Consider the following 14290-nt stretch of genomic DNA (forward strand, 5'->3'; position numbering starts at 1 on the left):
CGCTGCCATGACGCCGCCGACCAATCCATCTATAACGCTCCTCACAGCCCCGATCGAGCTCGCCGGCGATTGGGGCCACATGCTGCCACGTTCGGCAGATCAGGTCGTCGAGCGTATGCGGCATGCCTGCCTGGATGACGTCCGCCTCGTCTCCGATCGCCAGCCGACGCGGCTGCGTGTCGACGAGCACACGTCCGGGCAGCCGGCCATTTGGCTGCATCCCGACGGCAGCAGCATGGCCTGGATCATCGTCGATATCGGCGAGAGTGACTGGTCGAAGCTCGCCTACCAGTTCGGCCATGAGCTCGGCCATGTACTTTGCAACAGCTGGCAGGCGGACGCCAAGCCGGCGCCGCCCTGCCAGTGGCTCGAGGAAGCGATGGTGGAGGCCCACTCGCTGCGCGGGCTCGGGCGTCTGGCGAAAAGCTGGAAGGAGGCGCCGCCCTTCGCCGGCGACAACGCCTTCGGCGATGCCATTGCCGGATATCGCGAGAACATCGTCCGAGGCTATACCGCACTTGCCGACAGCCAGGGGCTCACCAGCGACGCCGCGGCGTGGTTCGCCGACCATCGCGGCGAGATCGAAATACCCGGCCTCAATCCATTCGCCCAGGCGATGTCCGTGACCATCCTCGCCGAATACGACCGCGCGCCGGACTGCCTCGAGGCGCTGGGCGCACTCAACCGCTGGCCCGGGCGCACCGGTCTACCGATCGCCGAATATCTCGTCCGATGGGAGGCCAGCTGTGCCGAATTGGGCGCTTCGCCCAGCTTGCCGATCCGCCTGCGTGATTTGCTGCACGTTCCGCAAGTGGCCAAGTGAAGAACACCTCGAGGTCTTGTCTCGCCGATTGCGTTGTTCATCGGCGCCACCGGCATAGCTAGCAAGCCTCGACCAGCGCCGGACATGCAGGCCAAGGATGGTCAGACATGAATCATCGGCATTCCATGCCGATCCAGATTGCCAAATTTTGGTAGAGTGATTATACCAGTTGATAACATGACGATTGGTTGATCGATCGTTGGACATCGGGAGTAGTGATACATGACGACGATTGCACTGTTCGGTGCCGGCGGGAAAATGGGTTACCGGCTGTCGACCAATTTTCGCGGCTCGCCTTACACGATACGCCATGTCGAGGTCAGCGAGGCCGGCCGCGAGCGGCTGAAGTCGGGGCTGGGTTTCGATGCCGTCAGCGCCGATGACGCGCTCAAAGGCGCCAACGTGGTGATCCTGGCCGTTCCCGATACACATATTGGCAAGGTCGCGGCGAGCATCGAGAGCAAGCTCGCGCCAGGCACGATGGTGGTGGTGCTCGACGCCGCGGCACCTTTCGCCGGCCATCTGCCCAAGCGGCCGGACCTGACCTATTTCGTCACCCATCCCTGTCATCCGCCGATCTTCAACGACGAGACCGACATGGCGGCCAAGAAGGACTATTTCGGGGGCGTCAAAGCCAAGCAGCACATGGTTAGTGCGCTGATGCAGGGCCCGGAAGAGGACTATGCCAAGGGTGAGGCGATCGCCAAGATCATCTGGGCGCCGGTGATGCGCTCGCACCGCGTCACTGTCGATCAGATGGCGCTGCTCGAGCCGGGTCTTTCGGAGACCGTATGCGCCTCGCTGCTCGTCGTCATGAAGGAAGCTGTCGATGAAGTCGTTGCGCGCGGCGTCGACAAACAGGCGGCTCTCGACTTCCTGCTTGGCCATATGAACGTGCTCGGCGCCGTCATCTTCGGCGAAACCAAGGGCGTCTTCTCCGACGCCTGCAACAAGGCGATCGAATTCGGCAAGCCAGTGCTGATGCGCGACGACTGGAAACGCGTGTTCGAGCCGGAAGAGATCGCCGCCAGCATCCAGCGCATCACCTGAAGCGAAGCCTGGGCGGAACGGCCGGAAGGGCCGAGACACTTCGATGAAAAACCTCGCTTGCGAGCGTTTGGGCCGTCGACGCCCTCGTCAAACGCGCTCATCAGGTACATATCATCTGAATTTGTGATTGACTCATCATACCAGTTGGCTTAGCTTTTCTTATGCTCAGGCCACAGGGCTTGGCAGGGACTTCGTGGCCTGGACGAGCGGAGGACTGGCAGGGGGCACGACGGCCCGTTCAGGGTAATGCCGGCAAACAAACGGTTTTTGAAACTGAGACGATCCGCGGTCTGAAGGCAGACGGCGGCCTGAGTTGATCAAGGTTTTTTCAAACGGGAGGACTTCATGAAACTGACACGCAGACTGACACTAGCGGCTTTTGCCGGAATGCTGGCGCTTGGCACCGCCGCACCAGCCTATGCGGCCGATCTCATTGCCATCATCACACCCTCGCACGACAACCCGTTCTTCAAGGCGGAAGCTGTCGGCGCGGAGGCCAAGGCCAAGGAACTCGGCTATGAGGCGCTGGTGCTCGTCCATGATGACGACGCCAACAAGCAGTCCGAGCTGATCGACACGGCGATCGGCCGCGGTGCCAAGGCGATTATCCTCGACAATGCCGGCGCCGACGCCACCGTTGCCGCCGTGCAGAAGGCCAAGGACGCGGGCGTGCCTTCGTTCCTGATAGATCGTGAGATCAATGCCACCGGCGTTGCCGTCGCGCAGATCGTTTCCAACAACTACCAGGGCGCCCAGCTCGGCGCGCAGGAATTCGTCAAGCTGATGGGAGAGAAGGGCAATTTCGTCGAACTCGTCGGCAAGGAATCCGACACCAATGCCGGAATTCGCTCCAAGGGCTATCACGACGTCATCGACGACTATCCGGATCTGAAGATGGTTGCCCAGCAGTCGGCCAACTGGAGCCAGACCGAAGCCTACGCCAAGATGGAATCGATCCTTCAGGCCAATCCGGACATCAAGGGCGTCATCTCCGGCAACGACACGATGGCGATGGGCGCCTATGCGGCGCTGGTCGCGGCAAACCGCAAGGACGTCATCGTCGTCGGCTTCGACGGATCGAACGACGTGCGCGATTCGATCACCGCGGGCGGCATCAAGGCGACAGTCCTGCAGCCGGCCTTTGCGCAGGCGCAGATGGCGGTCGAGCAGGCCAACGACTTCATCAAGAACAAGAAGTCGCCGGCCAAGGAAAAGCAGCTGATGGACTGCCTCCTGGTCAATGGCGACAATGCTCCCAAGCTGGAAACCTTTGCGCTGACCAACTGAGCCGGCGTGACATGAATAGCGAGGGGCGAATCTCGGTTCGTCCCTCGCCGCCATTTTCTGCGGATGCCGACCATCATGCCGAGTAACAGACCACCATGCTGAACAAGCCGACCTGGCCGATCCTTGCCGTGACACTCGGCATCAGCCTGACCGCCTGCAAGGTTCTGCCGACTCCCTCGGGTGACAGCGGCGGCGCTGCCGCCTTCAATCCTGACAAGATGGTCGAGGCGTTGTGGGCGGCGAAGGTCGTGCCCTATCTCCAGCAGAAAGCCGGACCCTTTCCCGAGGTTCATGCCCTGGCGAAGACCGATCCGGCGGCTGCCGGCGTCAAATACGGCAATCCCAACAAGCAGGCGAATTCGCCGTGGACCTTCGCGGTTCGTGTTGACGGCAAGATCGTTGCCGCAAACACGGGCTCGCGCGCGGCGACGATGGATATCGATGTGGACGGCGACGGCAAGGCGGATGCACGCGTGCAGATCGGACCCGCCATGCGCGGTACGGCGTTGCGCGACAGCCTCGACTTCGTCCAGTTCAACGACTTCACCAACCAGATCGACTTCGCCCAGTTCGGCAAGGCGTTCAACGCCCATGCCGACAAGACCGTGCTTTCGAAGCTGCCGCGTGAAGCGCTGGAAGGCCGCACCGCCAAGGTTCTCGGCGCCTATACGCTCGAAGGCGGCCAGGACCTGCCGCTGGTGACGCCGGCGGAGGCAGAAATCGGGCCGCGGCCATGAGCGATCACGATGTCATTCTGAAGCTGGAAGACGTCTCCAAGGTCTATTCCGGAACAGTTGCGGTCAAGCGGGCGAATTTCGAGGTGCGCAAGGGCGCGGTCAATGTGCTGGTCGGCGAAAACGGGGCAGGCAAATCGACGCTGATGAAGATCATCGCCGGCGTCGAAAGACCAACTGCCGGCCGCATCCTTCTGGAAGGGGAGGACGTTTCCTTCTCGTCATCCGCCGACGCGGTGAACCGCGGCATCGGCATGGTGTTCCAGGAGTTGAACCTGTTCGGCAATTTGACCGTCGCCGAGAACATTTTCGCCACCCGCGAGATCACCAACCGGTTCCGCAAGATCGACCGCAAGCAACAGGAGCGCCGCGCCGCGCAGTTTCTCGAACGCCTGCAGGCCGGCATCCGGCCCGACATGCTGGTCGAGGATCTGCGCATCGGCCAGCAGCAGCTGGTCGAGATCGCCAAGGCGGTCTCGCTCGATGCGCGCATCCTGATCATGGACGAACCGACTTCGGCACTGAGTTCCGCCGAAGTAGAGATCCTGTTCAAGGTGATTGCCGACCTCAAGGCGCGCGGCGTGGCCATCGTCTACATCTCGCACCGGCTCGAGGAGCTGATCCGCATCGGCGACTACATCACCGTGCTGCGCGACGGGCACATCACCGGCCAGGAGGAGATGAGAAACGTCGACACGCGGTGGATCGTGCGGCAGATGATCGGTTCCGACGCCAAGGATTTTGCCAAGGCCGATGGCCATGTTCCCGGCGAAGAAATATTCCGCACCCACGACATCTGCCTGCCGCGTGCGACCGGCGGCCTTGCGGTCGACCACGTCTCGCTGTCGCTGCGCGCCGGCGAGATCCTCGGCATCTACGGCCTGATGGGCGCAGGACGCAGCGAGTTGTTCGACTGCATCATGGGCCGCCATGGCCAGGCCACCGGAACGATCTTCATTGCCGGCAAACAGGTCAAGGAGCGCGACACGACGCGGCGCATCCGGCGCGGGCTGGCGCTGATCCCCGAAGACCGCCAGCGCGAAGGGCTGGTGTCGATCCTCTCCGTTGCCAGCAATCTGACGCTGGCCAGCCTGTCGCGGTTTGTCCGCCTGTTTCATATCCGCGGCGGCCCCGAAAGGCTGGCGGTGGTGCAGATGGTTCGGGAACTGGCGATCAAGGTTGCCGATCCGGCACAGGAGGTCTCGTCGCTGTCCGGCGGCAACCAGCAGAAGGTGGTGATCGGCAAGGCCCTGCTCACCGGCCCGAAGGTGCTGCTGATGGACGAGCCCAGCCGTGGCATCGATGTCGGCGCCAAGGCCGACGTCTTCCGCACCATGCGCAAGTTGTCGCGCGACGGATTGGGCATTCTGTTCGCCACCTCGGACCTCGACGAGGTTATGGCGTTGTCCGACCGGATCGCGGTGATGAGCAACGGAAAACTGACCGGCATGTTCGATCGCGCCGAGGCGACGGAGGCGGCCCTTGTCGCCGCCTCGGCGCTTGGCCATGGCCCTGTCCCGCACACGGAGTACACCGCCCATGACTGACATCCCGGCCAAGGCGGCTATTCCCTCCGCATCGAGCGGCTCCCTGCTGCTGACGCTGATGAAGGCGAGGACCTTCATCGCACTGATCGCCGTGCTGGTCTTCTTCTCGATCGCGGCACCGAATTTCCTGTCGACAGCCAACCTGATCCTGATGTCGAAGCACGTGGCGCTGAATGCGTTCCTGGCCATGGGCATGACTTTCGTGATCATTACCGGCGGCATCGACCTGTCGGTCGGCTCGATCGTCGGCCTGTGCGGCATGGTGGCCGGCTATCTCGTGCTCAACGGCATCGACCTGCAGATCGGCTACACCATCTATTTTAACGTCGTCGAGATCGCGCTGATCACGCTGGCGGTCGGCATCCTGATCGGCGCCGTCAACGGATTGCTGATCACGAGGCTGAATGTCGCGCCGTTCATCGCCACCCTCGGCGTGCTCTATGTCGCGCGCGGCCTAGCGCTGCTGTCGTCGGATGGCCGCACCTTCCCCAACCTCGTCGGCAAGCCGGAACTGGGCACCACCGGGTTCGGCTTCCTCGGCGCTGGGCGGCTGCTCGGCCTGCCGGTGGCGATCTGGATCCTGATCGTCGTTGCGCTGGCGGCGGCCTATCTCGCCAAATACACGCCGCTTGGCCGCCATATCTTCGCGGTTGGCGGCAACGAACGGGCGTCGCGAATTTCGGGTGTCCGCGTCAACACAGTGAAGATGTTCGTCTATATGTTCTCCGGTTTCTGCGCGGCAATCGTCGGCCTGATCATCTCGTCCGAGCTGATGGCCTCGCATCCGGCGACGGGCGAAAGTTTCGAGCTCAATGCCATCGCGGCGGCGGTGCTCGGCGGCACCTCGATGTCGGGCGGTCGCGGCACGATCGGCGGCACCATAGTCGGTGCCTTCGTCATCGGTATTCTTTCGGACGGGTTGGTGATGATGGGGGTGAGTTCGTTCTGGCAGATGGTGATCAAGGGCCTGGTCATCATTGTCGCCGTCGTCGTCGACCAGGCGCAGCGCCGGCTGCAGAGCCGCGTGAGACTGATGCAGATGGCAAAGGCAGGCTGAGCATGGCGGAATTGCGCGGAGCACTGATCGGCTGCGGCTTCTTCGCCGTCAACCAGCTTCATGCCTGGCGCGACATCGCAGGCGCCACGATCGTCGCCATTTGCGACCGCGATCCGGACCGGCTGCGGATCGTCGGCGACCAGTTCGGCATTGCCCGGCGCTACACCGACGCGATGGCACTGTTTGCCGGCGAAAGCCTGGATTTCGTCGATATCGCCACCACGGCGCCCAGCCATCGTCCGCTGGTCGAGATGGCGGCGCAACACCGCGTGCCGGCGATCTGTCAAAAGCCGTTCGCGCCGACGCTAGCCGATGCCAAGGCGATGGTGAAGGCATGCACCGATGCCGGCGTACCGCTGATGGTGCATGAGAATTTTCGCTGGCAGTCGCCAATCCAGGCGGCGCGCGCCGTGCTCGACAGCAACGAGATCGGCACGCCGTTCTTCGGACGGATCTCGTTCCGCTCCGCCTATGACGTGTTTTCCGGACAGCCCTATCTGGCAACAGGAAAGCGCTTCATCATCGAGGATCTCGGCATCCACATCCTCGACATAGCCCGCTTCCTGCTGGGCGACGTCTCGACGATCACGACGCGAACGGCGCGCATCAACCCTGCTATCGCCGGCGAGGACGTCGCGAGCATGCTGATGGACCATGCCAGTGGCGCGACTTCGGTGGTCGACTGCAGCTACGCGACGAAGCTTGCCGTCGAACCGTTTCCCGAAACGATGATCGAGATCGACGGCACCGACGGCACGATCCGGCTTGTACAAGGATACCAGCTTACCGTCACCGGCAAGAGCGGCACGAGAGTGACCGACGTCTCGCCGCCGCTGCTGCCCTGGACTTCGCGTCCCTGGCACAACATTCAGGAAAGCGTCGTTGCCATCCAGCAGCACTGGGTCGACTGCCTGGCGAAGAGAACGGAGCCCGCGACCTCGGGTGCCGACAACCTCAAGACCTTCGCACTGGTCGAGGCCGCCTATGCGGGTGCTGCAAGCCGCGAGCCGGTGCAACTCGACACTTTGCTCAGATGACCGCCGACACCTTTCGCTTCTACGGCACGCATGCGACCGAGGTCGAGCCGGTCAGGCTGAGCGCGGGTGCTCTCAGCGCGGACTTCGTCAACGGCAATCTGCGCACCATCCGTCATGGCGGCACCGAAGTGCTGCGGGCCATCGCCTACATCGTCAGGGATCGCGACTGGGGCACTTACGATCCCGAACTGACCGACCTTGTCATCGACCAGGGCACAGACACTTTCTCGATCAGCTATTCGGCAAGCTGCACCGGGCCGGACGCAAGCCGGCTCGGCTTCCGCGCCACCATCAAGGGCTCCCGCGATGGCCGTCTGGTCTTCGACGTGAGCGCTCTTCCCGAAAGCGACTTCGAAACCAATCGCTGCGGCTTCTGCATCCTGCATCCGATCGCCGGCCTCGCCGGCAGCCCGGTAGCGGTCGAGCACACCGACGGCAGCACGGTGGCGACCAAGCTTCCGCTGCTGATCGACCCCTGGCAGCCTTTCAGGGATTTGCGTGCGATCACTCATGAGGTGCGGCCAGGCGTCAGTGCCGAATGCCGGATGGAAGGCGACGTTTTCGAAATGGAAGACCAGCGCAACTGGTCGGATGCCTCCTACAAGACCTATGTGCGGCCGCTCGCTTTGCCGTGGCCTTATGTGCTGCCTGCCGGCCAGCCCCTGCGCCAGACAATCAGCCTGCTGATCATTGGTGAAGGCAAAGCACCGGCTACCGCCGTGGCCAGCGAACCGGTCCGCGTCGAACTCGGCGAGGCCGGACCGAGGAAGCTGCCCGATGTCGGCATGATCATCTACCCCGACGATGTCGAGGCGGCACTGGCGAACCTGCCGCTGCTGTCGGCGCTTGGCCCGCAACAGCTGGTCCTCCACTACGATCCAACGCGCGGCCATGGGCTCGACGCCTTGCGATCCTTTGCCCGGCTCGCGGCAGCCTACCCGGCCCGGACGACGCTCGAATGCGTCGTTGCCGGCGTGGGCGATCTCGAGGCCGAATTTTCAGCCATCGCCGGCATGGTGCAGCAGGCAGGGCTAGAACTCTCGGCCATCGCCGTCTCGCCTTCGGTCGACCGGCAGTCGACGCCGCCGGGAAGCGCATGGCCGGAGTGCCCGCCATTGGAAACCGTCTATGCCGCCGCGCGCCGCGCCTTCCCCGATGTCCGCCTCGGCGGCGGTATGTTCGGCTATTTCACCGAACTCAACCGCAAGCGCGTGCCGGCGGACCTGCTCGACTTCATCACTCATTGCACCTGCCCGATCGTGCACGCGGCCGACGATCTCAGCGTCATGCAATCGCTGGAGGCGCTGCCCTTCATCACCCAATCGGTGCGGGCGATCTTCGGAGAAACACCCTACCGGATCGGCCCCTCGACGATTGCCATGCGCCAGAACCCCTATGGTGGCGCGACCAAGGCCAATCCCTGGGGACAGCGCATTGCCATGGCCGACCGCGATCCGCGCCACGCCGGCCTGTTCGCAGCCGCATGGACGATCGGCTATGCGGCACACGTCGCATCGGCCGGGCTGGAGATGCTGACGCTCTCCGGCTTCACAGGGCCGTTCGGCGTGCTGGCGGGACCGGGCGAGCCAGTCGCGGACGGATCACCCCGGCCGATCTACAGGGCGATCAAGGGGCTTTGCGAACTGGCCGGCCTCGCACATGTCGCGGCAACGACGAGCGATGAGACCAAGGTGCTGGCGCTGGCCGGGCGCTCCGCCTCTGGTCAGACGATCGTGTGGCTGGCGAACCTAACAGCGGACGACGTGCCGGTCGACATTTCAGCGCTTGGCAGAGGTCGCCTTGTCATGACGCCCTACGCGATCACCCGGTTCGGCTGAACCTGCGGATTCACTTTTCGGAGTTCATCACATAGAGCGCACGCGAGCGCTCGAGGTGCTTGATCATCGCCTTCTCGGCACCGTCGGCATCCTTCTTCTCGATGCGGCCGATGATCTCTTCATGCTCGGTCAGCGTGAACTTCTCCTTGCCGGTCCAGATCAGCATTTCGGTGTGATATTCCTTCAGCCAGCCCAGCATCGCCTCGCTGACGGCGACATAGATCGGGTTGCCCGAGATCGCCGCGATCTGGGTATGAAACTTCATGTCGGCGGATATGAAGGCTTCGGAATCACCGCGAAAGCTGCGCTGCTCGGCAACGGTTGCGCGCAACCGCTGTACATCCTCGGCGGTGGCTTTTTCGGCTGCTTCCCGGACCATCCCTCGCTCGAAGAAGATACGCGCCGTCTTGAGATGCTCCAGCGTGTCCTTCGACGACGACAGGATGATCTTGGCTGCGCCGTCGACCTGCCTGATGATCGACTTGGCGGTCAGTTGCAGCACCTTGGCGCGCTCGCCATGCGAGATCGCCACCAGCCCCATATTGCTCAGCGCCTGCATCGCCTCGCGGATCGCCGGACGGCCGACCTGGAAGCGTTCCATCAGTTCGCGCTCCGAGGGCATGTCATCGCCCGGCATCAGTTCGCCGCTGGTGATCAGGCGCTTGAGCCGCAAGAAGACCTCGTCGGAAAGCTTGCGCCGGACAATCGGTTCGGAACGGTTCATCGTCACGAATCACTCCCTTGATCCGGCCTATCTAACACTGCCGCCACAATTCCCGGAAATTGCGGTCGGTCGACCCGACCCAACTTCCACTCCGATATCTCTTGCAATACTTATGTACTCATTATACCAGATTTCAATCATCGGTGAACCTTTTTCGAACGCCCGGGCTTGAGACGACGGACCATGATCACCCTCACCTATCGCATCGAAACACCAGACAGCATCGAGGCGCTGGCGGCCAAGATCGCCAGCGACCAGTCGACCGGCACATTCGTCGCGCTGCCGGGCGAGACCGAGGAGTTGAAGGCCAGGGTGGCTGCGCGCGTCCTGGCGATCCGGCATCTGCCCGACGCCATGCAATCCTCCATTCCGGAAGCCGGCGATGGACCGTTCAAGCGTGCCGATGTCGACATCGCATTTCCGCTCGACGCCATCGGCACAGACCTTGCGGCGCTGATGACTATCGCCATCGGCGGTACCTATTCGATCAAAGGGCTGTCCGGCATTCGCATCGTCGACATGAAGCTGCCGGAGCAATTCCGCGGCGCGCATCCAGGCCCGAAGTTCGGCGTCGCCGGCAGCCGCCGGCTGACTGGCGTTGCAGATCGTCCGATCATCGGCACCATCGTCAAGCCGGCTCTGGGGCTGAGGCCGCACGAGACGGCTGCGATGGTGGGCGAACTGATCGAAGCCGGGGTCGATTTCATCAAGGACGACGAGAAGCTGATGAGCCCGGCCTATTCGCCGCTGGCCGAGCGGGTGAAGGCGATCATGCCTCTGATCCTCGACCACGAGCAGAAGACCGGCAAGAAGGTGATGTATGCCTTCGGCATTTCGCATGCCGACCCTGACGAGATGATGCGCAACCACGATCTGGTGGCGAAGGCCGCCGGCAATTGCGCGGTGGTCAACATCAATTCGATCGGCTTCGGCGGCATGGCGTTCCTGAGAAAACGCTCCAGCCTGGTGCTGCACGCCCACCGCAATGGCTGGGACATCCTCACCCGCCACCCCGGCCTCGGCATGGACTTCAAGGTCTGGCAGCAATTCTGGCGGCTGCTCGGCGTCGACCAGTTCCAGATCAACGGCATCGCCTCAAAATACTGGGAGCCGGATGCATCCTTCGTCGAATCATTCAAGGCGGTGACCACGCCGATCTTCTCGCCCGATGATTGCGCCCTGCCGGTGGCGGGCTCGGGCCAATGGGGTGGGCAAGCGCCGGAAACTTACCAACGAACCGGGCGCACGGTCGATCTGCTCTATCTCTGCGGTGGCGGCATCGTCAGCCACCCGGACGGGCCGGGCGCCGGCGTCCGCGCCGTCCAGCAAGCCTGGCAAGCGGCGGTAGGCGGCATTGCGCTGGCGGACTTCGCCCTGACTCATCCCGAACTGGCACGGTCGATCGAAAAATTCGGCGATGGCAAGGCGGCCTGACCCCATGCAGAACCTGCTGCTCAGCTACTATGGCGACGATCTCACCGGCTCGACCGACGTCATGGAAGCGCTCGAGCTCGGTGGCGTGCAAACGGTGCTGTTCATGCGCCAGCCGGACGAAGCCCAACTTTCGCGTTTCTCACATTGCCAGGCCATCGGATTGGCCGGCACCAGCCGCAGCGAGACGCCGCACTGGATGGACACGCATCTCAAGGACGCTTTCGCCTGGCTGAAGACGCTGAACGCCGCGATCTGCCACTACAAGATCTGCTCGACCTTCGATTCCAGCCCGATTACCGGCAGCATCGGCCGGGCCATCGAGATCGGCCGCGAGGTCTTCAGTCAGGACAGTGTGCCCCTGCTGGTCGGCGCGCCGCAGCTCAAGCGCTACACTGCCTTTGGACACCTGTTCGCCGCCTATCGCGACCAATATTTCCGCATCGACCGCCATCCGGTGATGAGCCGCCACCCGACGACGCCAATGGATGAATCCGACCTGCTGATCCACCTGTCGCGGCAGACCGGACTTGCCTCGGGATTGCTCGACCTGGCTACCCTGCAATCCGCGTCACGGTCGCAGGCATTCGATCGCCTCGTGGAGAATGGCGCGGCCATCGTGCTTGTCGACGTCGACAGCCGGGAGACCCAGGCACTGGCCGGCAAGGAGATCTGGCGCATCCGCAAACAAGGCGGCTCCTTTGTCGTCGGCTCGTCCGGCATCGAGTACGCGCTGCTGGCCGAATGGGCCTCGAATGACATCGTCGCCACTGGACCAGGCTTCACGCCGCCGGGCGCTGCCGACCGGATCGCCGTCGTATCGGGCAGTTGCTCGCCGACAACCGAACGACAGATCCGGCATGCCCTGGGCGACGGTTTCGACGGCATCGAGGTCGATCCTGTCGAACTGGTTTCGGAGGCTTCCGCGCAGGCGATCACGCGTGCGGCGGCAAGCGGTCGCGCCAGCCTGCAAGCCGGGCGCAGCGTCATCCTGTTCACCGCGCTTGGCCCCGCCGCCGACAGGGGCGCAGAAATCGACCGGCAGGAAGGCGCCCGCCACAAGCTCGGCCGCGGTCTCGGCGAACTGCTTCGCGCGCTGACGATCGAACAGAAACTGCGGCGCGTGGTCATCGCCGGCGGCGATACCTCGAGCCACGCGCTCGGCCAGATGGGCATCGACGCGCTGACGGTGCGGATGCCGCTGCCTGCCTCGCCAGGCTCCCCGCTATGCGTCGCCCATTCGCGCATTGCGGCGATCGACGGACTGGAGGTTGCGCTGAAGGGCGGACAGGTCGGAACCGACCGCTATTTCAGCGCGATCCGCGACGGCCTCGGTGGTTGACAGGATTGCTCCGTGGCGAACAACCTTGTCGCCAGCGGATAATCAGCGACCATGGTGGGCCCGGACGATGATGCCCATTAGGCATTGATTTTATCTGTTTTTCGTGGATCAGATGGGCGGTATTCCCGTATCGTTGCGTACAGTCCCCGTGCTCACAACACTTCTGTCCCGGTTGAGCCTCAGGATCCCCGGATTGTTCACGCCCGTAAGCGCGGCAATCACCGCGGCCGTTACTTCGGAGGTGTTGGCTGCGCCACCAAGATCCGGGCTTAGATATTCTCCTCGACCGGTAACGGTTTCGATCGCAACCATGAGACGTCGCGATGCAGCCTGCTCACCCAGATGGTCCAGCATCAAGCTCGCCGTCCAGAACGATCCAAGCGGATTGGCGACGCCCTTGCCGGCAATGTCGAAGGCCGAACCATGGATGGGTTCGAACATCGACGGGCGATTGCGCGACGGATCGATGTTCGATGTCGAGCCGATGCCGAGCGACCCGCCAAGTGCCGCAGCCAGGTCGGACAGGATGTCCGCGTGGAGGTTGGTCGCCAGAACCGTGTCGATGCTGCCAGGCTTGTTGACCATGCGCTGCGTCATCGCGTCGACCAGCATCCAGTCGACAGTCAGACCAGGGTGGTCGCGCACCACTTCGCGCACGACTTCGTCCCAGAGCACCATGCCATGGCGCTGTGCATTGGACTTTGTCACCACGGTCAGCAGCTTGCGGGGGCGCGACATGGCAAGGTCGCAGGCAAAGCGGGCGATCCGTTCGATGCCGGTGCGGGTAAAGACGGCGACATCCATGCCGACCTCGATCGGCAGGCCGCGATGGGCGCGACCGCCGACGCCGGCATATTCGCCCTCGCTGTTTTCGCGGACGATTACCCAGTCTATCTGCTTGCCGAGTTCGGGGCGCAGCGGGCCGGTCAGTCCGGGCAGCAGCGGGCCGGCCTGACATTGGCGTACTGGTCGAACCCCTGGCAGATGGCCAGACGCAGGCCCCAGAGCGTGATATCGTCGGGAAGGTTCGGATCGCCGACTGAACCGAAATAAATGGCATCGAAGCCCTCGATCTGAGCAAGACCATCTTGCGGCATCATGCGGCCGTTGCGGCGATAGTAATCCGAGCCCCAGTCAAAGCGCTTGAAATCGAAGGCAAGGCCCGGCTCGACGTCTGCCAGCGTTTCCAGCACCTTGACGCCGGCCTCGACCACCTCCGGGCCAATACCATCGCCGCCGATGACAGCGATCTTGTGCAAGGACATTTTCAGATTCCTTCTCGATGGCAGCGACGATGGCGCTGGTCATTCCTTCGGTGTTGGTGGTTCCACGTATGTCGCCCGTCCGCGTTTCGGGCCGCGAGAGCGCGGCAATGGTTGATTGAGGGCTTGGAAGATAGGAACGTTACAAGCGATGCTCT

11 protein-coding genes and 1 pseudogene are annotated in these 14290 nt (G+C 63.2%); 10 read left to right on the forward strand and 2 right to left on the reverse strand.

Features of this window, described 5'->3' with window-relative positions:
* The first annotated feature begins 7 nt into the window (after positions 1–7).
* The 8 genes from HNQ71_RS06900 to apnL all read left to right on the forward strand — a co-directional run bounded on the left by HNQ71_RS06900 (position 8) and on the right by apnL (position 9373).
* Entirely contained in the window at positions 8–823 is an 816-nt protein-coding gene (locus HNQ71_RS06900) for a hypothetical protein (protein WP_246461235.1), read from the forward strand.
* A 222-nt stretch (positions 824–1045) separates the two neighbouring features.
* Positions 1046–1873, forward strand: a complete 828-nt coding sequence (locus HNQ71_RS06905) for a phosphogluconate dehydrogenase C-terminal domain-containing protein (RefSeq protein WP_184871770.1) — start codon at positions 1046–1048, stop codon at positions 1871–1873.
* Between the two features lie 345 nt (positions 1874–2218).
* Positions 2219–3160, forward strand: coding sequence for a D-ribose ABC transporter substrate-binding protein (locus HNQ71_RS06910; RefSeq protein ID WP_184871771.1), 942 nt, complete (start codon positions 2219–2221; stop codon positions 3158–3160).
* A gap of 95 nt (positions 3161–3255) precedes the next feature.
* Positions 3256–3897 (forward strand): DUF2291 family protein, encoded by a 642-nt coding sequence (locus tag HNQ71_RS06915; RefSeq protein ID WP_184871772.1) that lies wholly within the window; start codon positions 3256–3258, stop codon positions 3895–3897.
* Complete coding sequence (locus HNQ71_RS06920; RefSeq protein WP_184871773.1) at positions 3894–5441, forward strand: sugar ABC transporter ATP-binding protein; 1548 nt, start codon at positions 3894–3896, stop codon at positions 5439–5441. The genes HNQ71_RS06915 and HNQ71_RS06920 overlap by 4 nt, the downstream gene beginning before the upstream one ends.
* A complete protein-coding gene (locus HNQ71_RS06925; RefSeq protein ID WP_184871774.1) occupies positions 5434–6498 on the forward strand; it encodes an ABC transporter permease in 1065 nt (354 codons plus the stop codon). Before HNQ71_RS06920 ends, HNQ71_RS06925 begins: the two co-directional genes overlap by 8 nt.
* Before the next feature lie 2 nt (positions 6499–6500).
* A complete protein-coding gene (locus HNQ71_RS06930) occupies positions 6501–7535 on the forward strand; it encodes a Gfo/Idh/MocA family protein (RefSeq protein ID WP_184871775.1) in 1035 nt (344 codons plus the stop codon).
* Entirely contained in the window at positions 7532–9373 is a 1842-nt protein-coding gene (gene apnL, locus HNQ71_RS06935) for a D-apionate lactonase (RefSeq protein WP_184871776.1), read from the forward strand. Before HNQ71_RS06930 ends, apnL begins: the two co-directional genes overlap by 4 nt.
* Before the next feature lie 10 nt (positions 9374–9383).
* On the opposite strand, the gene HNQ71_RS06940 is transcribed toward apnL, so the two are convergent.
* Positions 9384–10097, reverse strand: a complete 714-nt coding sequence (locus tag HNQ71_RS06940) for a transcriptional regulator NanR (RefSeq protein WP_184871777.1) — start codon at positions 10095–10097, stop codon at positions 9384–9386.
* Positions 10098–10280: 183 nt separating this feature from the next.
* On the opposite strand from HNQ71_RS06940, the gene oiaX reads away from it, so the two are divergent.
* Positions 10281–11531 (forward strand): 3-oxo-isoapionate-4-phosphate decarboxylase OiaX, encoded by a 1251-nt coding sequence (oiaX, locus tag HNQ71_RS06945; protein WP_184871778.1) that lies wholly within the window; start codon positions 10281–10283, stop codon positions 11529–11531.
* A gap of 4 nt (positions 11532–11535) precedes the next feature.
* Entirely contained in the window at positions 11536–12870 is a 1335-nt protein-coding gene (locus HNQ71_RS06950) for a four-carbon acid sugar kinase family protein (protein ID WP_184871779.1), read from the forward strand.
* A gap of 108 nt (positions 12871–12978) precedes the next feature.
* Here HNQ71_RS06950 and HNQ71_RS06955 read toward each other — a convergent pair.
* Positions 12979–14135 (reverse strand): annotated as a pseudogene (locus HNQ71_RS06955) (tartrate dehydrogenase).
* Positions 14136–14290 lie beyond the last annotated feature (155 nt).

Origin of the sequence: Mesorhizobium sangaii, assembly GCF_014207355.1 — a bacterium.
Classification (GTDB): domain Bacteria; phylum Pseudomonadota; class Alphaproteobacteria; order Rhizobiales; family Rhizobiaceae; genus Mesorhizobium; species Mesorhizobium sangaii.